General features: G+C 37.1%; 21 protein-coding genes. All 21 read left to right on the top strand.

Going from position 1 to position 21,171, the window contains the following annotated elements:
* Nucleotides 1–12: 12 nt before the first annotated feature.
* The 21 genes from ftsY (at nt 13) to hslU (ending at nt 21,147) form a co-directional block, all read left to right on the top strand.
* Entirely contained in the window at nt 13–1,035 is a 1,023-nt protein-coding gene (gene ftsY / locus MKY29_RS06795; RefSeq protein ID WP_090562650.1) for a signal recognition particle-docking protein FtsY, read from the top strand.
* A 71-nt stretch (nt 1,036–1,106) separates the two neighbouring features.
* Nucleotides 1,107–1,436, top strand: coding sequence for a putative DNA-binding protein (locus MKY29_RS06800; RefSeq protein ID WP_090562647.1), 330 nt, complete (start codon nt 1,107–1,109; stop codon nt 1,434–1,436).
* Nucleotides 1,437–1,449: 13 nt separating this feature from the next.
* The gene (gene ffh, locus MKY29_RS06805; protein WP_340879368.1) at nt 1,450–2,805 is read left to right on the top strand and encodes a signal recognition particle protein; all 1,356 of its coding nucleotides are present in this window, start codon (nt 1,450–1,452) and stop codon (nt 2,803–2,805) included.
* Nucleotides 2,806–2,909: 104 nt separating this feature from the next.
* Complete coding sequence (gene rpsP, locus MKY29_RS06810) at nt 2,910–3,182, top strand: 30S ribosomal protein S16 (RefSeq protein WP_053590001.1); 273 nt, start codon at nt 2,910–2,912, stop codon at nt 3,180–3,182.
* Nucleotides 3,183–3,196: 14 nt separating this feature from the next.
* Nucleotides 3,197–3,430 (top strand): KH domain-containing protein, encoded by a 234-nt coding sequence (locus tag MKY29_RS06815; RefSeq protein WP_090562641.1) that lies wholly within the window; start codon nt 3,197–3,199, stop codon nt 3,428–3,430.
* An 865-nt stretch (nt 3,431–4,295) separates the two neighbouring features.
* Nucleotides 4,296–4,814, top strand: a complete 519-nt coding sequence (gene rimM / locus MKY29_RS06820) for a ribosome maturation factor RimM (protein ID WP_093494444.1) — start codon at nt 4,296–4,298, stop codon at nt 4,812–4,814.
* Nucleotides 4,814–5,545 (top strand): tRNA (guanosine(37)-N1)-methyltransferase TrmD, encoded by a 732-nt coding sequence (trmD, locus tag MKY29_RS06825; protein WP_340879369.1) that lies wholly within the window; start codon nt 4,814–4,816, stop codon nt 5,543–5,545. Before rimM ends, trmD begins: the two co-directional genes overlap by 1 nt.
* A gap of 135 nt (nt 5,546–5,680) precedes the next feature.
* Nucleotides 5,681–6,025: a 50S ribosomal protein L19 gene (gene rplS, locus MKY29_RS06830; RefSeq protein ID WP_090562635.1), complete on the top strand. Its 345-nt coding sequence runs from the start codon at nt 5,681–5,683 to the stop codon at nt 6,023–6,025.
* Between the two features lie 280 nt (nt 6,026–6,305).
* Nucleotides 6,306–6,866 carry a signal peptidase I gene (gene lepB, locus MKY29_RS06835; RefSeq protein WP_093494445.1) on the top strand — a complete coding sequence of 187 codons (561 nt, stop codon included), beginning with the start codon at nt 6,306–6,308 and terminating at the stop codon, nt 6,864–6,866.
* 14 nt (nt 6,867–6,880) lie between these two features.
* Nucleotides 6,881–7,732 (top strand): ribosome biogenesis GTPase YlqF, encoded by an 852-nt coding sequence (ylqF, locus tag MKY29_RS06840; protein WP_090562630.1) that lies wholly within the window; start codon nt 6,881–6,883, stop codon nt 7,730–7,732.
* Between the two features lie 238 nt (nt 7,733–7,970).
* Nucleotides 7,971–8,741: a ribonuclease HII gene (locus MKY29_RS06845; protein WP_340880819.1), complete on the top strand. Its 771-nt coding sequence runs from the start codon at nt 7,971–7,973 to the stop codon at nt 8,739–8,741.
* 4 nt (nt 8,742–8,745) lie between these two features.
* Nucleotides 8,746–10,605, top strand: a complete 1,860-nt coding sequence (locus tag MKY29_RS06850; protein ID WP_340879370.1) for a hypothetical protein — start codon at nt 8,746–8,748, stop codon at nt 10,603–10,605.
* Nucleotides 10,602–10,901, top strand: a complete 300-nt coding sequence (locus tag MKY29_RS06855; RefSeq protein ID WP_090562623.1) for an EscU/YscU/HrcU family type III secretion system export apparatus switch protein — start codon at nt 10,602–10,604, stop codon at nt 10,899–10,901. The genes MKY29_RS06850 and MKY29_RS06855 overlap by 4 nt, the downstream gene beginning before the upstream one ends.
* Nucleotides 10,902–11,017: 116 nt before the next feature.
* Nucleotides 11,018–12,178, top strand: a complete 1,161-nt coding sequence (gene sucC, locus MKY29_RS06860; RefSeq protein WP_090562621.1) for an ADP-forming succinate--CoA ligase subunit beta — start codon at nt 11,018–11,020, stop codon at nt 12,176–12,178.
* 18 nt (nt 12,179–12,196) lie between these two features.
* The gene (gene sucD, locus MKY29_RS06865) at nt 12,197–13,099 is read left to right on the top strand and encodes a succinate--CoA ligase subunit alpha (RefSeq protein ID WP_090562618.1); all 903 of its coding nucleotides are present in this window, start codon (nt 12,197–12,199) and stop codon (nt 13,097–13,099) included.
* Nucleotides 13,100–13,827: 728 nt separating this feature from the next.
* Nucleotides 13,828–14,709, top strand: coding sequence for a DNA-processing protein DprA (gene dprA / locus MKY29_RS06870; protein ID WP_340879371.1), 882 nt, complete (start codon nt 13,828–13,830; stop codon nt 14,707–14,709).
* A gap of 110 nt (nt 14,710–14,819) precedes the next feature.
* Nucleotides 14,820–16,895 carry a type I DNA topoisomerase gene (gene topA / locus MKY29_RS06875; protein WP_340879372.1) on the top strand — a complete coding sequence of 692 codons (2,076 nt, stop codon included), beginning with the start codon at nt 14,820–14,822 and terminating at the stop codon, nt 16,893–16,895.
* Between the two features lie 15 nt (nt 16,896–16,910).
* Entirely contained in the window at nt 16,911–18,221 is a 1,311-nt protein-coding gene (gene trmFO / locus MKY29_RS06880; protein WP_340879373.1) for an FADH(2)-oxidizing methylenetetrahydrofolate--tRNA-(uracil(54)-C(5))-methyltransferase TrmFO, read from the top strand.
* Between the two features lie 71 nt (nt 18,222–18,292).
* Entirely contained in the window at nt 18,293–19,192 is a 900-nt protein-coding gene (gene xerC / locus MKY29_RS06885) for a tyrosine recombinase XerC (RefSeq protein WP_338106462.1), read from the top strand.
* A gap of 18 nt (nt 19,193–19,210) precedes the next feature.
* Nucleotides 19,211–19,759 carry an ATP-dependent protease subunit HslV gene (gene hslV, locus MKY29_RS06890; RefSeq protein ID WP_090562607.1) on the top strand — a complete coding sequence of 183 codons (549 nt, stop codon included), beginning with the start codon at nt 19,211–19,213 and terminating at the stop codon, nt 19,757–19,759.
* Nucleotides 19,756–21,147: an HslU--HslV peptidase ATPase subunit gene (gene hslU, locus MKY29_RS06895; protein WP_093494453.1), complete on the top strand. Its 1,392-nt coding sequence runs from the start codon at nt 19,756–19,758 to the stop codon at nt 21,145–21,147. Before hslV ends, hslU begins: the two co-directional genes overlap by 4 nt.
* Nucleotides 21,148–21,171 lie beyond the last annotated feature (24 nt).

The following is a 21,171-nucleotide window of genomic DNA, read 5'->3' on the forward strand; positions in this document are numbered from 1 at the left end:
AGGAGTTTATATATGAGCTTTTTTAAAAAATTCAAAGAGAAAATGTTAGGTTCTACTCCAGAAGTGGAAGAAACAGTTTCGATTACCAATAAGTTCAAGGAAGGTCTTTCCAAAACAAGGAACCAATTTACGTCAAAGGTTAATGATTTAGTTGCCAAATACCGTAAAGTGGACGAAGACTTTTTTGAGGAACTTGAGGAAATTTTACTTCAAGCAGATGTAGGTTTTGAAACTGTTACAGAACTGATGGATTCTTTAAGATTTGAGGTACAACGCAAAAATATTAAAAATACTTCTGGAATTCAATCGGTTATTTCTGAGAAATTAGTAGAAATTTATAAAGCTGGAGAAGACGATATAGCAGAACTTCAACTAGAAGAAAGTGGATTGTCTGTAATTTTGTTTGTCGGAGTAAATGGGGTTGGTAAAACAACAACTATTGGAAAGTTAGCTCATAGACTAAAAGAGGAAGGCAAAAATGTCATGTTAGCAGCGGGGGATACTTTCCGTGCCGGTGCAATTGATCAGCTTCAAGTCTGGGGAGATAGAGTAGGAGTCGAAGTCATTAAGCAGTCTGAAGGCTCTGATCCCGCAGCTGTTATGTATGATGCTGTAAGAGCGGCTAAATCTCGCAATGTGGATGTGTTGATCTGTGATACTGCGGGGAGATTACAAAACAAAGTTAACTTAATGAATGAGCTTGAAAAAATTCATAGGGTAATTTCTCGTGAGATACCTGATGCTCCACATGAAGTGCTATTAGCTCTTGATGCTACTACTGGACAAAATGCACTTGTTCAGGCACAGACATTTAAAGAAGTAACAAATGTGACGGGAATAGTCTTAACTAAGCTAGACGGTACTGCAAAAGGTGGTATAGTGCTTGCTATACGCAATAAACTTCATATCCCAGTTAAATTTGTTGGACTAGGGGAAAAAATGGATGATTTACAACCATTTGATGCTGAGAAGTATGTATACGGACTTTTTGCTGATGGATTGGATTTAGAAGACGCGGAAGAGTCAGACAAGTAATTTTACTTGACAGTTGTCTCTTCTCTTACTAAAATATAGTATGACAAGTGAAATGGTAAGGAGAGATGGGAATGATTGAAAAAACAACTCGCATGAATTTTCTCTTCGATTTTTACCAGGCTTTATTAACAGATAAACAAAGAAGCTATATGCAGCTTTATTATTTAGACGATCTATCTCTTGGAGAAATTGCAGAAGAATATACTATTTCTAGGCAAGCGGTATATGATAATATACGCCGAACTGAAGCTATGTTGGAAGAGTATGAGGAAAAGCTTAGTCTGTTTTCTAAATTTCAACGTAGACAAGAAACTGTGGAACAACTGCTTTCTCTTGTAAAAGATCAATCATCTGAAAAAGAACTGATTCAACTCATTAATCAATTAAAAGAATGGGATTAGGAGGCGAACGAGCATGGCATTTGAAGGGTTAGCTGAGCGACTCCAAGGCACACTTCAGAAAATAAAAGGTAAGGGGAAAGTTTCTGAAGCCGATGTAAAAGAAATGATGAGAGAAGTTCGATATGCACTTCTTGAAGCAGACGTTAACTTAAAAGTAGTAAAAGAATTTGTCAAAAATGTATCGGATCGTGCCGTTGGGCAAGACGTGATGAAAAGTTTAACACCAGGACAACAGGTTGTTAAAATCGTTAAAGATGAATTGACTGAACTTATGGGTGGAGAGCAAAGTCAAATTTCTTTCTCTACTAGACCCCCGACAGTTATTATGATGGTCGGTTTGCAAGGTGCAGGGAAAACAACAACTACGGGTAAATTGGCCAATATTCTACGTAAAAAGTATAATAAAAAGCCTCTATTAGTTGCTGCCGATATCTATAGACCAGCGGCAGTCCAACAGTTACAAACTATTGGGAAACAGCTATCATTACCTGTGTTTGCATTAGGGACAGATATTTCTCCTGTTGAAATAGTCAAACAGGCTATGGAGCAAGCAAAAGAAGAACATCACGATGTAGTTATTATAGATACTGCAGGGCGTCTTCATATTGATGAGACACTTATGCAGGAACTAAAAGATATCCGTGCGATCAAAGAGCCTGATGAGGTGTTTTTAGTTGTAGATGCAATGACTGGTCAGGATGCAGTCAATGTAGCGAATAATTTTAATGAAGCTATAGGCATAACTGGTGTTGTTTTAACGAAGTTAGATGGAGATACACGAGGTGGTGCTGCACTATCTATTCGCTCCGTTACTCAAAAACCGATTAAATTTGTCGGGATGGGTGAAAAAATGGATGCGTTAGAGCCATTCCACCCGGAACGAATGGCTTCTCGAATTTTAGGTATGGGCGATATGATGTCACTAATCGAAAAAGCCCAGGCAAATGTCGATGAGGAACGAGCGAAGGAATTAGAAGAAAAATTCCGTACGCAGAGTTTTACATTTGATGACTTCTTAGAGCAAATCGGCCAAGTGAAACAAATGGGACCTTTAGACGAAATTCTAAAAATGCTTCCAGGTGCAGGTAAAATCAAAGGATTGGAAAATGCGAAAGTGGATGAAAAACAGATGGATCGTGTAGAAGCCATCATTTATTCGATGACTACGCAAGAAAAAACAACTCCCGAGATTATTAATGGACCAAGAAAAAAGAGAATTGCTAAAGGATCTGGTACATCTATTCAAGATATAAATAGATTACTGAAACAATTCGAAGACATGAAAAAAATGATGAAACAAATGACCAACATGCAACAAAAAGGCAAGAAAAAGATGAAAATGCCAGGTCTAGACTCGTTGTTTAAGTAGAGTTTTACTAAAAAAAATAGGGTGTTAAGAAAAAACACTTTACAAACAAATAAAACCTTGATAATATACTATCTTGTGTGAAACTATTCGGAGGTGCAATGAAAATGGCAGTTAAAATTCGTTTAAAACGTATGGGAGCAAAAAAATCTCCTTTCTATCGTATTGTAGTAGCAGACTCTCGCTCACCACGTGATGGTCGTCAAATTGAAACAGTAGGTACTTACAACCCACTTACTAAACCAGCTGAAGTTAAAATTAACGAAGAATTAGCGTTAAAATGGCTTCAAGACGGTGCGAAACCATCTGATACAGTACGTAACTTGTTCTCAGAACAAGGAATTATGGAAAAATTCCATAACGCAAAACTCGGCAAATAATCGGAGGGGACAATGTGAAGCAGCTGATCGAAGCAATCGTTAAACCGATAGTTGATTATCCAGAAAATGTAAAGGTTGAAAAAGAAGAAAGTATAAACCGTATAGTTTATAAACTTTCTGTTCATCCTGAAGATATGGGGAAAGTAATTGGCAAACAAGGGCGTGTCGCGAAAGCAATTCGTACAATTGTTTACTCAGCAGCAGGCAGTCACCAAAAGAAAAAAACATATGTCGACATATTAGATTAAAGGGAGAACAATTTGTTCTTCCTTTTTTGATAGTTATGAAAACATTATACTCAGATGTCAAGCTCCAGTGCCTAGTCCACCTGAGTTGCTTCAGGATTTTATGTAAAGCTCGTCACAGAAGAACGTTGTCAGGGCTGACCTAGGCGCCTGCGCATTTCTATAAGATTAAGAAGGTATATAAAATTGTACCGTGTACACTGTGTTTTAAGGATGAAAGAATGAATAAATAATACTACTGATTTGCGTTACAAGTGGAGAACAAAGGCCAAGTGCGCCACGTCTTGTGGCAAAGCCTTTGTGACCAACATCCTGTTGGCATCCGCGGGCGAGGTCGAGCCTCCTCAGTCAGGCGCTACGATTCTTCCTAGCGGAGTCTCGACTTTCTCGCTTATCCCGCTGGAGTCGCCACATTTCACTACAATCAATTAAGTGAATAGTACTGCACTATAAGATTTTGCATAGTCTATCGCTTGGATAATAAATTTAGTCAGGGTAATATAGGGATAAAATCGTCTGTTGAACTGAGCTACTATTTTGTAAAGAAGAATGTAGAAAGTGGATCTTCTTTTTCCTAAGTCCCTTTTTTCTTTACTTGTTTTAAGATAAATCATGTGTACTTAGGTGATTTTATACTAGTTAGCCAAACATATTAAGTGGATTTAATTGATTGGAGCGCAGAGCGGCGACTCCAGTGGGAAAAGCGCGAGATGAAGACCCTGGACTGAGCGAAAGCGAAGGAAGCGGCTGAAGCCGTGCCCACGGAAAGCGTCCGCTCGGAGCGGAAATCAATGACATATCTACATTTTTATTTTTAAAGGTCCTGGCGTCTTTTTTTACCCGGTTTTCTTACTAGGAGGTAATCGTAATGGAATGGTTTAATGTAGGTAAGATAGTAAATACACACGGTATTTGGGGAGAGGTTCGAGTAATCTCTACGACAGACTTTGCTGACGAACGCTATGAAGTTGGAAGCGAACTTGCGTTACATAAAGCAGATGGTTCTAAACCAATTATTGTTAAAGTAGCAAGTCATCGTCAACATAAGAATTTTGATTTATTAACTTTTGAAGGATACTCATTGTTGAAGGATGTAGAAGCATTTAGAAACGCAATTTTAAAGGTTTCTGAAAAATACCTTTCAGAGTTAGAAGAAAATGAGTTCTATTTTCACGAAATTATAGGTTGTACAGTAGAATCTACTGAAGGTGAAATTATTGGAACTATAACAGAAATTATTCAAACTGGCGCCAACGATGTTTGGACTGTGAGACCCGAAAAAGGAAAAAAAGACCACTATATTCCTTATATTGAAGACGTAGTGAAATCAATTGATATTGAAAATAAAAAAATCAAAATAGAAGTATTGGATGGTCTGTTATCATGATGAACATTCACATTCTTTCTCTTTTTCCAGAAATGTTTACTGGTGTATTTAATTCATCGATTTTGAAAAAGGCCCAAGAAAAGAATGAAGCAACGATAAATGTAGTAAATTTTAGGGATTACTCAGGTAACAAACATCATCAAGTGGACGACTATCCATATGGCGGTGGTGCAGGGATGGTGTTAAAGCCAGAACCTATTTTTAATGCCATAGAGGCTCTTCCGCCAAGTAAAGGACCGAGTAGACGCATTATCCTTTTGTGTCCTCAGGGAGAACGTTTTACGCAGAAAAAAGCGGAAGAACTAGCACGGGAAGAAGAGCTTGTTTTTATTTGTGGACACTACGAAGGCTATGATGAACGAATTCGAGAGCACTTAGTGACAGACGAAATTTCTATTGGAGATTTTGTTTTAACAGGTGGCGAGCTTGCAGCCATGACGGTGGTGGATAGTGTTGTGAGATTATTGCCTAACGTCTTAGGTAATGCAGAATCGCATGAGAAAGATTCCTTTTCCACTGGTTTGCTAGAGCATCCCCATTATACTCGTCCAGTCGAATTCAGAGGTCATACAGTTCCAGATGTTTTAATGTCTGGAAACCATGCAGCAATTGAAAAGTGGCGCAAAGAAGAATCATTAAAAAGAACATTCATGCGCAGGCCAGATTTATTGGAGCGGATTGAACTAACCTCCGACGAGGAGAGTTTATTAAAAGAAATAAAAGGAGAGTAAATTTCTAATAATTATTGCATCCAATAATTAGTTGTGTTATATTTTACTATGTGCTTTTATGAAAAGTACTGATTTTGGGTGTTCCGCTGCAACAGCAACTGTGTGTAAGAGCATTCTACAGAAGGAGAGAAAATGATGCAAAACATTATTTCAGAAATCACTAAAGAACAATTACGTTCAGACCTTCCAACATTCCGTCCTGGGGACACAGTTCGTGTTCACGTTAAGGTTGTTGAGGGAACTCGCGAACGTATCCAAATGTACGAAGGTGTTGTAATTAAACGTCGTGGTGGTGGAATTAGCGAAACTTTTACAGTTCGTAAAATTTCATCCGGTGTTGGTGTTGAACGTACATTCCCTGTACACACACCAAAAATTGCAAACTTAGAAGTTATCCGTCGTGGTAAAGTTCGTCGTGCTAAATTGTACTACTTACGTGACCTACGTGGTAAAGCAGCTCGTATTAAAGAGCGTCGTTAATAGCAAAAGTAAATGTTGTAGTAAAGGTGTTTACACTTTTGCTACAACATTTTTTATTATAATTATGTCCGAGTTAAAGAAATATTTAATATGATTTGTTCACAAATATTTTAGTATAATGGCATTTATATCAGATGATCATAATAGATTCATTAAAAGGCTATTTTCTATTTAGTTCATATAAACAAATCACGTAAACAACAAGAAAAGTGGACAATTGTTTTTGCTTGAAAAGAGATTTCCTTGTACAATAAAGACAATAACCAAAGGGGGCAAGTTGATGGAACAAGTAAAAAAAGAAAAGAATGAATTATGGGAGTGGTCAAAAGCTCTATTAATTGCTTTTGGACTAGCAGCAATAATTCGCTTCTTTTTATTTACACCTATCGTAGTAGACGGAGAATCAATGATGCCTACTTTAAAAAATGGGGATCGTATGGTTGTCAACAAAATCGGCTATATGGTTGGTGAACCTGATCGTTATGACATAGTAGTATTTCATGCCCCAGAGCAAAAAAATTATATAAAACGTGTAATTGGGCTTCCTGGTGATCATGTAGAGTATAAAAATGATCAGTTGTATGTAAATGGAGAAGCTATGGAAGAACCATATTTAGATCAATACAAAAGTGAAATAACAGAAGGTACTCTTACAGATGATTTCACTTTAGAAGAGATTACTCAGGAGACAGAAATCCCTGAAGGTTATATTTTTGTAATGGGAGATAATCGAAGATATAGTAAAGACAGTCGACATATTGGCTTAGTTAAAATTGATGAAGTTATTGGAAATACAAACATTGTTTTTTGGCCACTCAATGAAATTGGTTTGATAAAGTAAAAAGGAAGTGCACTATGACAATTCAATGGTTTCCTGGTCATATGGCCAAAGCAAGAAGAGAAGTAACCGAGAACTTAAAATTAGTGGATATCGTATTTGAATTAATAGATGCACGTTTACCGCTATCATCTAGAAATCCTATGATAGATGAAGTTATACATCAGAAAACGAGACTACTTATATTAAATAAAATGGATATGGCTGACGAAACACAAACTAAAAAGTGGATTGCTTATTTTGAGGAAAAAGGTCACCCTGCGGTGGCGATTAACTCTTTAGAAGGTAAAGGGCTACAAACTGTATTCAAGGCGGCAAAAGAGCTATTAAAGCCTAAATGGGACCGTATGAAGGACAGGGGTATAAAGCCAAGAGCAATACGTGCAATGATTGTTGGTATACCAAATGTAGGTAAATCAACATTGATTAACCGATTTGCCAAGAAAAATATTGCGAGAACCGGTAATACACCAGGTGTAACGAAAAAGCAGCAATGGATCAAAGTTGAAAGAGAAATTGAATTGCTAGATACTCCAGGTATCTTATGGCCGAAGTTCGAGGATCAACAAGTGGGCTATAAGCTTGCCCTTACTGGTGCTATTAAAGATGCAGTGATTAATATGGAAGATTTGGCAGTCTATGGCTTAAACTTCTTGCAAGATCACTATCCAAAACGGATGGAAGAACGGTATCAAATAAAAGAGATGAGCGAAGATTTAGTAGAAACATTTGACAAAATTGGGAAGTTAAGAAGATGTTATACAAATGGGACCGAAATAGATTACGATCAAGTATCGGAACTGATTGTTCGGGACGTTCGAAACCTACATCTAGGAAGATTAACATTTGATTTTGTAGAGGAATATTAAACAGACATACTACCCTTTTTGCCACTGGTAAAAAGGGTTTTCTCTTTTCAAAAGAGTGTCCTATTAGTACATAATGGAACGTGCGATGTTGATTTCTGCTCCAATCAACAATATAGACTTTTAAAGAACCAATAAATATTGTAATAAAAGTATACTTTCGTTTTTAATTGAAACAAACAATTATGAAATTGACTCAAATGCCGATACATAGATTAGATATAGAAAGAATGTGAATAAATTGTTAAGTCTAAAAGAGATCAAAAATAAATTGGAACAATCAACGGGCTCGGAAGATTGGATAACTGAGTTAGAACAGGATGAACGAATTGGTGCTAGAAAACTATGGACGAGCTGGAAAAGAAAACAACAGCTTCTACAATTAGAACGTCAATCGCATGAACAAAAAGTTGTCTTCGATAGAAGCTATTGTTCTCTGGAAAATGAATTAGTAGCAGGGGTAGATGAAGCAGGTAGGGGCCCTTTAGCCGGTCCAGTAGTAACAGCAGCAGTAATTCTTCAAAATGTGACAGAAGAATTAATTGGTCTAGACGATTCTAAACAATTATCCAGAAATAAACGACAAGAACTAGCTATAGCGATTAAACGAAATGCAGTTGCATACAGTATCCACTTCCAATCGGTAGAAAAAATAGATCAACTTAATATTTATGAAGCAACGAAACAATCCATGACAGAAGCTGTATTAAGTTTAAAAACTAGACCAAATGTCGTATTAGTAGATGCAATGAATTTGCCGATTGATATTAAAGTCCATTCAATCATAAAAGGTGATGCACAAAGCTTAGCAATTGCGGCAGCATCCATATTAGCAAAAACAGCACGGGACGAATACATGGATCAATTGCACGAGCAATTTCCAATGTATTTGTTTAATAAACATGCAGGCTACGGTACAAAGCTACATGTTGAAATGATAGAGAAATTCGGTCCAACTGAGCATCATCGAAAAACATTCAAACCGATCAAATCCATATTAAGAATGAGGTGATAAAGTGACTTCGACATCTTTTTCAACTATTCAATCCCAATTAACTTCTGGGGTTACTTCTCAGTCACAAACTCCTATGAAGGAAGGTCAAGTGATTCACGGTACGATAAAAAAACTGTATCCAAATCAAACTGCAGAAGTCCAAATAGGAAATCAAAAAGTAATAGCTAAATTAGAGACTCCATTAAAAGCTGGAGATTCTCATTTTTTCCAAGTAGAAAAATCCGCTCCTGAATTACAGCTGAAAGTAGTTACAGGACCTCTCACGCAAGGAAATACATTGGTGCAACAAGGGCAACAATTATTACAAGCGATGAACTTACCAAAAACAACTGAAATGCAAGCAGCGATACAGTTTTTTTTAAAACAACAATTACCCGTTTCTAAAGAAACATTAATGCAAGTAGAACAGTTATTAAAACAACTTCCAAAAGATATGACGATGAAAGCGGCGCTCGAAACAATTCAGAAGATAATTGATATGAAGTTACCTTTAACGAATTCAATGTTTCAAACAGTGTTGAGTGGTAAATCTACCGATGGATTGCATAATATCCTACAAAATTTGCAGTTTCAATTACAACAAGATCAAACGGTAGAGCCAGCTTTGAAAAATAATCTGCTTCAAAATCTACAGAAAATAGCAGAACCATTTAATGGACCAGTGGCTGGAGCGATACTTGGTAAGCAAATAGAAACCCTTCAAAACCAGCAGCAACCGATATCCTCACGATTGCCAATGCTACAAACATTAAAGGACTACAGCGTTCTGCCAGCTACTGCAAGTCTTGCAAATCCCACACCATTAACTAACCAGCAGTCAATTGTGAACTCTGCTGGAGACCAATTGTTAAAGCTTGGTCAGGCTGTCCCAGCAGAAAAAAGAACAGCGTTAGAACAATTTCGTAATTGGGTAATTCAGCAACCTACTTTAACGGCAAACCAAAAAAGTGAAGTGATAGCTTTACTGAAAAGTGATAATCAGCCTAACCAGCTTCAAGTAATAAACAATGCCCTGACGAAAGTATTTGCTGAGCAAAGTCAGCAAGCAATTTTTACAAAGGATATGAATGGATTAACCCCCAAGGATCATTTAGTGTCATTGCTTGGTAAGGGGGGTTCTGTAGAATCGATTGCTCAGACTCTACAGCAAATAACGGATATTAGTAAAAATTCTACGAGTAGTATTGTATTAACTCAAACACTAGTGCAATCAGAACAGCAAGTTATGCAACAATTAGATGGAAAAGCATTTGAACATGCAATGAAAGAAGTATTGAAATCACTAGGATTTGGTTATGAAGCGAAACTTGGGGCTAATAGTGACGAAATCAGGCAATTAGCTACCCAACTAAAGCCACAGATTGTGGAGTTACTGCAAAACCAGACTATTTCTTCAGCGGTCAGAGAAAGCGCAGAAGTGGTACTTGGACGCATGAATGGATTACAAATATTATCCAATGAAAATGGACCGCAACACCAGCTATTAATGCAAGTTCCATTAGAGTTTTTAGGTAAAAAAATGGATGCTACACTTGAATGGAATGGTCGGATGAAAGAGGATGGTAAAATTGATTCTGAGTTTGCTAGGATAATGTTTTATTTGCAGTTAGATACTTTAGAAGAAACCGTGGTAGATATGCAGGTGCAAAATAGAGTAGTATCAATTACTTTATATAACAATGATACGCAGTTGGTTTCCTTCGCTAATAAATTTAAGGAAACATTAAAGGCAGGATTATCCTCAGTCGGCTATCAACTATCAGGAGTATTCGTAAAAACTTTTGAGGAACAAAAAATGACATCTGTTTTGAAGTCAAAACCAAAGACTTTTGACATGCAAGGAGTAGACATTCGTATATGAAAGATGAAAAATATACTCGAAAAGAAGCAGTTGCCATAACGTATAATCCAGGTTTTAGTGATGCCCCAAAGATAGTTGCCAAAGGAAAAGGTAAAATAGCAGAAAATATATTGGCAAAAGCAGAAGAATTTAATGTACCGGTTCAGGAAGATGCAAGTTTAGTTGAACTTCTCGGACAATTAGATATCAATCAATCGATTCCAGAAGAGTTATATCAAGCGGTTGCAGAGGTATTTGCTTATATTTATAAAATTGATAAAGAAAAAGAAGCCAGGGTTAAATCTTTCGACACGTAGTCTGAATATTAGTTGTTTTAGCTAAATATCATACTTTTGTGGACAAGATGTGACACTTTTAATACAATTAGAAAGGTAGTAAATTACTTGACATAAGTTTGATTGGAGGATGTAAGATGAATATCCATGAATATCAAGGTAAACAACTCCTGAGACAATATGGCGTAGCAGTTTCTAACGGAATTGTAGCTTTCTCACCTGAAGAGGCAGTGAAAGCAGCAAAAGAATTAGGATCAAGCGTCATTGTTGTTAAAGCTCAAATTCACGCTGGTGGGCGTGGTAAAGCTGGTGGAGTAAAAATCGCTAAAAATCTAGATGAGGTACGTGAATACGCGAAGGAACTATTAGGTAAAGTACTTGTTACTCACCAAACGGGTCCTGAAGGTAAAGAAATTAAACGTTTACTGATCGAAGAAGGAAGCGACATTAAGAAAGAATATTATGTAGGGCTAGTTTTAGACCGTTCAACTTCACGTGTAACATTAATGGGCTCTGAAGAGGGTGGTATGGACATTGAAGAAGTGGCTGAAAATACACCTGAAAAACTTTTCTATGAAGAAATCGATCCAGTTGTAGGCTTAACAGGCTTCCAAGCACGTCGCATGGCATTTAACATGAATATTCCAGCTAAACTTGTGAACAAAGCAGCTAAATTCATGCTTGGTTTATATCAAGTTTATAAAGAAAAAGATGCTTCAATCGTTGAGATTAACCCATTAGTAGTAACTGCTGATGACAATGTTTTAGCACTTGATGCAAAATTCAACTTCGATGGTAACGCATTATATCGTCATAACGATATATTAGAAATGCGTGATTATGATGAAGAGGATCCAAAAGAAATCGAAGCTTCAAAATATGACTTGAGCTATATTTCTTTAGACGGAAATATCGGTTGTATGGTTAATGGAGCAGGTCTAGCTATGGCAACAATGGACACAATTAGCTATTACGGCGGATCACCCGCAAACTTCCTTGACGTTGGGGGCGGCGCGACTGCAGAAAAAGTTACAGAAGCATTTAAAATCATCCTTTCTGATAAAAACGTAAAAGGTATTTTTGTTAATATCTTCGGTGGAATTATGAAGTGTGACATCATCGCTGAGGGTGTTATTATTGCAGCGAAAGAATTAGGATTAGAAGTACCACTTGTAGTTCGCTTAGAAGGTACTAACGTAGATTTAGGTAAAAAATTATTAAATGAATCAGGCTTAAATATCGTTGCTGCAGATTCAATGGCAGACGGTGCTCAAAAAATCGTTAATCTTGTAGGATAAGAAAGGCAGGGACAAAAAGTGAGCGTATACATTAATAAAGATACTAAAGTAATTGTACAAGGAATTACGGGCTCAACTGCTCTTTTCCATACAAAACAAATGTTAGAATATGGAACTAAAATCGTTGCTGGGGTAACACCTGGTAAAGGTGGAACAGAAGTAGAAGGAGTACCAGTTTTCAATACAGTTGAAGATGCTGTTAAAGCTACTGGCGCTAACGTTTCAGTAATTTATGTTCCAGCACCATTTGCTGCAGATGCAATTTTAGAAGCAGTTGACGCTGAATTGGATATGACTATTTGTATTACTGAGCACATCCCAGTATTAGATATGGTTAACGTTAAACGTTACATGGAAGGTAAAAAAACACGTCTAGTTGGACCGAACTGTCCGGGTGTTATTACTGCAGATGAATGTAAAATTGGTATTATGCCAGGTTACATCAATACTAAAGGTCATGTAGGAGTAGTTTCACGTTCAGGAACTCTAACTTATGAAGCAGTTCTTCAGTTAACTGATGCAGGTATCGGTCAATCTACTTCTGTAGGTATTGGTGGAGACCCAGTTAACGGTACAAACTTTATCGATGTTCTAAAAGAATTCAACGATGACCCTGACACATATGCAGCAGTTATGATTGGGGAAATTGGTGGTACTGCAGAAGAGGAAGCAGCTGAATGGATTAAAGCTAATATGACAAAACCTGTCATTGGATTCATCGGTGGGCAAACTGCACCTCCTGGTAAACGTATGGGTCATGCTGGAGCTATTATTTCCGGTGGACAAGGTACTGCAGAAGGAAAAATCAAAGCAATGGAAGCGGCTGGCATGAAAGTTGCAGCAACTCCATCTGTAATTGGTGAAACTTTAATCGAAGCGATTAAAGAAGCAGGTATTTACGATTCTTGTAAAACACATTAATATAGAAGTGCGGCACATCAACTGATGTTGCCGTATTTTTTTAAATAATTCTAGGTAGATGAAAATGGAACAGAAAAACTTCGTTTGTGGTAAATAATGAATAATCCTGTGACTTTTGTTTCATGTGGACGCTTTCCGTGGGCGAGGCCGAGCCCCCTCGTATACTCCGCAACCTGTGGGTCTAAACTTTCTCGCTTATCCCGCTCGAGTCGCCACATTCTATTTCCATCAACAAGTGTATATTCCTCCATTATAAGATTGGGCAAGCCTATCGCATAGATAGTAAGAGTGGTCCAATTTTATTTATTGAAAACATCATCTAGAATCTCTGTTGAATTAGAAATGCTGTTATTCAATGATAACTTCTGGACAGTAAAATTTCTTTGTACTAGTTTCCAGTTCAACATTACTTATTTCCAAATACACGATAATATAGTAAGTACTATTAACTCAATTATCCGCTTACTTCAAGCATACAAGCTTGATAGGAATGCAGGGCGGTGACTCCTTTGGGAACAAGCGCGAGCTGAAGACCCTGGACGAGCGAAGCGAAGGAAGCGGCTGAGGTCGTGCCCACGAAAAGCGTCCGCCCGAAGCGGAAATCAGTGTCATATCTATGTTTCTGTTCGTAATGGACCAGGCATCTTTTTGCCTGGGTCTTTCTTAAATAATTCTAAGTATGAAAGAAAAACAATACTAAACTAGTCGTATAATAGAGGAGGAAACCGATGAGTAAAAGTCAATTTGTTAACCGCTTTTTAGCTTTACATTATGTTTATCCAGTACCTTTAAATAAGCTACGTCCGTTACTTGAATATGATCAAAGTCTAGCTCAATTTGATATAATATCCCCGCATTTATTGGCGAAATTATGTAAAATCTCCCTCGATCGAGCTATTAAACTCCAAAAAATGTTTAAGGAATTTGTCGAAATTCCGATGTTTCAAATGTATGAAAAGCATTCGATTACCCCAATTCTTTTTTCCAATCCCAACTATCCTAAAAGTCTATTAAATCTGTATGATCCTCCTGCTGTAATTTACCTAAAAGGTAAAATAGAATTACTTGCCAATCCTAAAAAAATAGCAATTATCGGTTCGAGAGAGGCTACGGATTACTCCGCAGAAAGTATCAAATTAATACTACCTCCGTTAGTAAATGAAGAGTATGTAATTATTAGTGGACTTGCCAAGGGTGCGGATACATTGGCACATCAAATAACGATGAATTTAGGTGGACAAACAATTGCAGTTCTTGGAACAGGATTATTTCACGTATATCCTAAACAAAATTTGAAATTATCGAACGAAATGGAGAAAAATCAGTTATTATTAACGGAGTACCCTCCTTATATAACACCTCAAAAATGGAATTTTCCTATGAGAAATCGAATTATTAGTGGACTTTCCCAAGGTGTTGTTATTACAGAAGCAACAAAAAAGAGTGGTACAGTTTCCACAATGGAGCATGCATTAGAAAATGGTAAAGAGATTTTTGCAATCCCTGGTTCCATACACTCTCCGCTTTCAATAGGTCCAAATATGCTAATATTAGAAGGTGCGAAACCAATCTGGAATGGACATCAAATACTAGAAGAATTAAATAAATAAAAAACTAAAAAATGAAAAGTCTTGCTTTTATAAGAAAACTGTTATACATTTTGCAACAGGTATTTGTTTTGAAGATTAAAGCGAGTTACCTTCTATAAGGAGGCAGATTTATGTCGGATTATTTGGTAATTGTTGAATCGCCAGCAAAGGCAAAAACAATAGAAAAATATCTTGGAAAAAAATATAAAGTGAAAGCATCGATTGGTCACGTACGTGATTTACCTAGAAGTCAAATGGGTGTCGATACTGAAAATAATTACGAACCAAAGTATATTACGATAAGGGGCAAAGGCCCGGTACTACAAGAATTGAAAACAGCAGCAAAAAAAGCGAAGAAAATTTATCTCGCGGCTGACCCCGACAGAGAAGGGGAAGCTATTGCGTGGCACTTGGCAAATTCTTTAAATGTAGATATAGAATCGGATTGCCGAGTTGTATTTAATGAAATTACAAAAGATGCTATTCTTGAATCGTTTAAACACCCTAGACCAATAAATATGGATTTAGTAGATTCTCAGCAAGCACGAAGAATCTTAGACCGACTTGTAGGTTATAATATAAGTCCAATTTTATGGAAAAAAGTAAAAAAAGGGCTTTCAGCAGGACGTGTGCAATCTGTAGCTCTTCGTTTAATCATTGAACGAGAAAATGAAATTAATAATTTCATACCAGAAGAGTATTGGACAATCGAAGGACAATTCGATAAGAATAAGAAAGCTTTCGATGCACTTTATTATGGAAGTGAGAAAGAAAAAAGAAAGCTATCTAAAGAAGAAGAAGTAAAAGAAGTATTGAAGTTAATGAAGGGCAAAAAGTTCGAAGTTGCAAATGTAGTGAAAAAAGAACGCAAACGTAATCCAGCTTCATCCTTTACGACATCATCGCTTCAACAGGAAGCTGCAAGAAAACTAAATTTTAGAGCTAGAAAAACAATGATGCTAGCACAGCAATTGTATGAGGGTATCGATCTAGGTAAAAAACAAGGAACGGTCGGGTTAATCACCTATATGCGTACAGATTCAACAAGAATTTCGGATAGTGCAAAAGCTGACGCACAGGAATATATCAAAAATGAATTTGGTTCTGAATACATTTCTACGAAGAAAGTAGAAAAGCAATCGAAAAAAGCACAGGATGCACATGAAGCTGTTCGACCTACAAGTGTCCTAAGAACTCCTAATGAACTAAAAGCGATACTTACTCGAGATCAACTAAAACTATACAAGTTAATATGGGAGCGTTTTATAGCTAGCCAAATGGCATCGGCTATATTAGATACAGTTGCTGTTGATCTAAAAAATGGAGAAGTTTACTTTAGAGCAAATGGCTCACAAGTTAAATTCCCTGGATTTATGAAGGTGTACGTAGAAGGTTCAGATGATCAAACAGACGACAAGGATAAACTATTACCGGTTCTGGAAGTCGGAGATAAGGTTAATGCTTTGTCCATTGATCCAAAGCAACATTTTACTCAACCACCTCCAAGATACTCGGAGGCAAGACTGGTGAAAACATTGGAAGAGTTAGGAATAGGTAGACCTTCTACTTATGCTCCAACTTTAGATACGATTCAAAAACGTGGGTATGTGGCTTTAGAGACTAAGCGTTTTGTTCCTACAGAGCTTGGAACAATCGTTCATCAGCTTGTGTTAGAATTTTTCCCTGAAATATTAGATATAGAGTTTACCGCACAGATGGAAAGAGATTTGGATAGTGTAGAAGAGGGACAGGTTAAATGGGTGGAAGTAATTGATGGCTTCTATCAGGATTTCGAGAAGCGTGTCGTGTATGCAGATGCTGAGATGGAGAAAATCGTAATTAAAGATGAACCAACTGGGGAAGATTGTGAAAACTGTGGTTCCCCAATGGTGTATAAATTAGGGCGATATGGCAAATTTATGGCATGCAGCAATTTCCCGGATTGTCGTAACACGAAGGCAATCATCAAAGAAATTGGCGTCCCTTGCCGAGCGTGTGGAGAAGGTCAGATAGTTGAAAGAAAAAGTAAAACGAAGCGATTATTTTATGGCTGTGACCAATATCCGACATGTGAATTCGTTTCTTGGGACAAGCCGATAAGTCGACCGTGTCCGAAGTGTAACGAAATGTTAGTAGAGAAAAAACTAAAAAAAGGTATACAAATACAATGTGTTGCGTGTGATTATAAAGAAGATCCGCAAAGTTAGAAAGAAGGATACGACATGACTGAAATAGTAAACGTTATTGGTGCAGGACTTGCAGGAAGCGAGGCAGCATGGCAAATAGCTAAAAGAGGTATTAAAGTACGTCTTTATGAAATGCGCCCTGTTAAACAAACTCCAGCGCATCATACAGACAAATTTGCTGAATTGGTTTGCTCCAATTCGCTTAGAGCCAACAACCTAACTAACGCTGTAGGCGTTATTAAAGAAGAAATGCGTATGTTAGACTCTATTATTATACAATCAGCAGATAACAGCAGTGTACCAGCAGGAGGTGCACTTGCTGTTGACAGACATGATTTCTCTGGAAGAGTTACAGATGCTATACGTAATCATCCGTTAATAGAAATTGTAAATGAAGAAGTAACAGAAATCCCAGAAGGAATTACTGTTATAGCAACTGGTCCGTTAACCTCTCCGGCACTTGCAGAAAAAGTAAAAGAAATGACTGGTCAAGACTATTTGTATTTCTATGATGCAGCAGCACCTATTGTAGAAAAAGATAGCATCGACATGGATAAAGTTTATTTGAAATCCAGATATGACAAAGGTGAAGCTGCTTATCTAAATTGCCCAATGACTGAAGATGAGTTTAATCGCTTTTACGATGCATTAGTAGCAGCTGAAGTAGTGCCGTTAAAAGAATTCGAAAAAGAAATTTACTTTGAAGGGTGTATGCCTGTTGAGGTAATGGCTGAGCGTGGTCGTAAGACATTATTATTTGGTCCAATGAAACCTGTAGGGTTAGAAGATCCTAAAACAGGTAAACGCCCATATGCGGTTGTTCAGCTTAGACAAGATGATGGTGCGGGGACTCTTTATAATATTGTTGGTTTCCAGACACATTTAAAATGGGGACCGCAAAAAGAGGTATTGAAGCTAATACCTGGTCTTGAAAACGTGGAGATAGTACGTTATGGTGTGATGCATCGTAATACGTTCATTAATTCGCCATATGTCTTAGAACCAACTTATCAACTAAAAGCAAACAAACAAATTTTCTTTGCGGGTCAAATGACGGGTGTAGAAGGGTATGTGGAGTCAGCTGGAAGTGGGTTGTTGGCAGGAATAAATGCGGCGAAATTGGTAAAAGGTGAAGAATTAGTCGTATTACCGGCTGAAACAGCACTTGGTAGCATGGCAAGATATATTACAGAAGCGAACCCGAAAAACTTCCAACCAATGAATATCAACTTTGGTTTATTCCCTGAATTACAGCCGAAAGTTAGAGATAAAAAAGTAAAAGTCGAACAATTAGCAAATAGAGCGTTGACAACAATTCAAAATTTTATGAAAAGTACTGCGTTATAATTGCTAAAAGCCTCTTAAAAGTTGTATACTTTTAGAGGCTTTTACAATGGAGATTTACTGGAGCGGAGTTGATAATCATTATAGGGTTTGAAGAACTTCATGCTTTTATGGAATACGTACGATTAGAAAGGAATTATTCGAATCATACAGTTCAGGAGTACGAGAAAGATATAAAGCAATTTTTGTCTTTTTTAGACATCGAGGGAGTTTCTGAATTAAATGAGGTTGAGTATATCCATGCGAGATTATATGTGACAAAGCTATATGAGGAAAAACTAGCAAGAACCTCTATTTCTAGAAAGATTTCCTCCATTCGTTCTTACTATAAATTTCTACATAAAGAATATAATATTCCAGATGATGCATTTCAATCTTTGTTTCATCCTAAAAAAGAAAAAAAACTACCTCATTTTTTTTATGAAGAGGAAATAAGGCAATTGTTTGAAGGGAATAGAGGAACTGATTCTTTATCAATCCGAAATATCGCTATATTAGAATTGTTATATGCTACTGGAATACGTGTTAGTGAACTTACGGCGATTGAACTGCGTCATATTGATAGTGGGTATGGTGTCGTGCGAGTGATGGGTAAAGGAAGAAAAGAGAGGTACGTTCCTGTAGGTGATTATGCATTAGCGGCAATTGATGATTATTTGGTCAATAGTAGACCGAAGCTGATGAAGAAAACAACCCATTCATTTTTATTCGTTAATAGTCGGGGAGAACACTTAACAACAGACGGGATAAGATATATATTAAACCAAATGTTGAAAAAGGCATCTATAAATTCAACAATTTATCCACATATGCTTAGACATACATTTGCAACTCATTTATTGAATAATGGAGCAGATCTTAGAAGTGTGCAGGAGCTATTAGGACATTCAAGCTTATCTTCCACACAAATATATACACATGTAACAAAAGAGCATTTACGTAAAACTTATATGAATGCGCATCCTCGTGCGTAAATATTGGAGGTAATAAAAATGGGTAATATTCATGCAACCACGATATTTGCAGTTAGTCATAATGGCAGCCATGCTATGGCTGGAGATGGGCAAGTGACATTAGGTAACCAAGTAGTGATGAAGCATACTGCCAAAAAAGTGAGAAGACTTTTTAATGGTCAAGTTGTAGCAGGTTTTGCAGGTTCTGTAGCAGACGCATTTACATTATTTGAAATGTTTGAAGGAAAGCTCTTAGAATATAACGGAAATTTACAAAGAGCAGCAGTTGAGCTTGCCAAGCAATGGCGAGGTGACAAAATGCTACGTCAATTAGAGGCAATGCTGCTAGTGATGGACAAAAATAGTTTATTGCTTGTATCCGGAACGGGTGAAGTGATAGAGCCGGATGATGGTATACTAGCTATCGGCTCTGGCGGGAACTATGCATTAGCTGCTGGAAGAGCTTTAAAGCAATACGCTGGAGAGAATATGACAGCAAAAGAAATTGCTAAGGCAGCGCTAACTACGGCTGCAGATATATGTGTATTTACAAACCATCAAATTATTGTGGAGGTATTAGGTGAATGAAGGAAACTAACTTAACCCCAAAACAAATTACTGAGCATCTAAATAAATATATCGTTGGTCAAGAAGCTGCAAAAAAAGCAGTAGCGGTCGCACTTCGAAATCGGTATCGTCGACAATTATTGGATGAAGAGATGAAAAATGAAGTGATTCCAAAGAATATTCTAATGATTGGACCTACAGGAGTCGGGAAAACAGAAATTGCAAGAAGGATTGCTAAATTAACAAAAGCACCTTTTATAAAAGTGGAGGCAACAAAGTTTACTGAAGTAGGATACGTCGGTAGAGACGTTGAGTCCATGGTGAGAGATTTGGTAGAAGCAGCTATACGAATTGTTCGAGAAGAAAAGATGGAAGAAGTAAAAGACCAAGCGATTCGTTTGGCAAATGATGCAATCGTTAAATTACTTGTTCCTTCCTTAAAGAAAAAGAATTCTAATTCCAATCCATTTGAAGCATTATTCGGAGGCAAAGAAGAAGATACTACTGATGTAGAAGATACAGATGTACGTTTAAAACGTTCGCAAATTGCCGAAGATTTAAGAGATGGAAAATTGGAAGAAGAGTTTATAACTGTTGAGGTTGTGGAACAAACCCCTTCACTATTTGATGCTCTGCAACCAGGTGGTATGGAGAGTATGGGGATGAATATGCAAGACGCCCTATCGAATTTAATGCCAAAGAAAAAGAAAAAACGTAAAATGAAAGTAAAAGATGCACGTAAAGTATTAATGCAAGAAGAAGCGAACAAGTTGATAGACAAAGATGAACTATCTCAAATTGCTATAGAAAAAACAGAACAAACAGGTATCATATTTATCGATGAAATGGATAAAATAGCAAGTAAGAATGGTGCCGGTTCTTCTGCAGATGTATCTAGAGAAGGTGTTCAACGAGATATTCTGCCAATTGTAGAGGGATCTACAGTTACTACAAAATATGGTGCAGTAAAAACAGATTATATTTTGTTTATAGCAGCGGGAGCCTTCCATATGGCTAAGCCGTCAGATTTGATCCCCGAATTACAGGGACGTTTTCCAATTCGTGTAGAATTAGAAAAATTGACAAAAGAAGATTTTGTTCGTATTTTAAAAGAGCCGCGCCAATCCCTAATTAAACAATATGAGGCTCTATTAGAAACTGAAGGAGTAACCATTACGTTCTCAGAAGAATCTATTGAAAGAATTGGTGAAATCGCTTATGAAGTCAATCAGGAGACCGATAATATAGGAGCGAGACGTTTACACACAATTCTAGAGAAGATTTTAGAGGAGCTTTCTTTTGAGGCGTCTGACATTTCGCCAGCTCATATTCAGATCACCCCTGCTTATATAGACCAAAAACTTGACAAAATTGTGAAGAATAGAGATTTATCGCAATTTATTTTATAAAATCAATTCAAATTAGTATCTAAA

This window comes from Psychrobacillus sp. FSL K6-2365, assembly GCF_038003165.1.
In the GTDB taxonomy this organism is placed as follows: Bacteria; Bacillota; Bacilli; order Bacillales_A; family Planococcaceae; genus Psychrobacillus; species Psychrobacillus psychrodurans.

Coding starts and splice junctions, on each gene's coding strand:
- ftsY (WP_090562650.1), top strand. CDS start 13: ATGAGCTTTTTTAAAAAATTCAAAGAGAAAATGTTAGGTTCTACTCCA.
- MKY29_RS06800 (WP_090562647.1), top strand. CDS start 1,107: ATGATTGAAAAAACAACTCGCATGAATTTTCTCTTCGATTTTTACCAG.
- ffh (WP_340879368.1), top strand. CDS start 1,450: ATGGCATTTGAAGGGTTAGCTGAGCGACTCCAAGGCACACTTCAGAAA.
- rpsP (WP_053590001.1), top strand. CDS start 2,910: ATGGCAGTTAAAATTCGTTTAAAACGTATGGGAGCAAAAAAATCTCCT.
- rimM (WP_093494444.1), top strand. CDS start 4,296: ATGGAATGGTTTAATGTAGGTAAGATAGTAAATACACACGGTATTTGG.
- trmD (WP_340879369.1), top strand. CDS start 4,814: ATGAACATTCACATTCTTTCTCTTTTTCCAGAAATGTTTACTGGTGTA.
- rplS (WP_090562635.1), top strand. CDS start 5,681: ATGCAAAACATTATTTCAGAAATCACTAAAGAACAATTACGTTCAGAC.
- lepB (WP_093494445.1), top strand. CDS start 6,306: ATGGAACAAGTAAAAAAAGAAAAGAATGAATTATGGGAGTGGTCAAAA.
- ylqF (WP_090562630.1), top strand. CDS start 6,881: ATGACAATTCAATGGTTTCCTGGTCATATGGCCAAAGCAAGAAGAGAA.
- MKY29_RS06855 (WP_090562623.1), top strand. CDS start 10,602: ATGAAAGATGAAAAATATACTCGAAAAGAAGCAGTTGCCATAACGTAT.
- sucC (WP_090562621.1), top strand. CDS start 11,018: ATGAATATCCATGAATATCAAGGTAAACAACTCCTGAGACAATATGGC.
- dprA (WP_340879371.1), top strand. CDS start 13,828: ATGAGTAAAAGTCAATTTGTTAACCGCTTTTTAGCTTTACATTATGTT.
- topA (WP_340879372.1), top strand. CDS start 14,820: ATGTCGGATTATTTGGTAATTGTTGAATCGCCAGCAAAGGCAAAAACA.
- trmFO (WP_340879373.1), top strand. CDS start 16,911: ATGACTGAAATAGTAAACGTTATTGGTGCAGGACTTGCAGGAAGCGAG.
- hslV (WP_090562607.1), top strand. CDS start 19,211: ATGGGTAATATTCATGCAACCACGATATTTGCAGTTAGTCATAATGGC.
- hslU (WP_093494453.1), top strand. CDS start 19,756: ATGAAGGAAACTAACTTAACCCCAAAACAAATTACTGAGCATCTAAAT.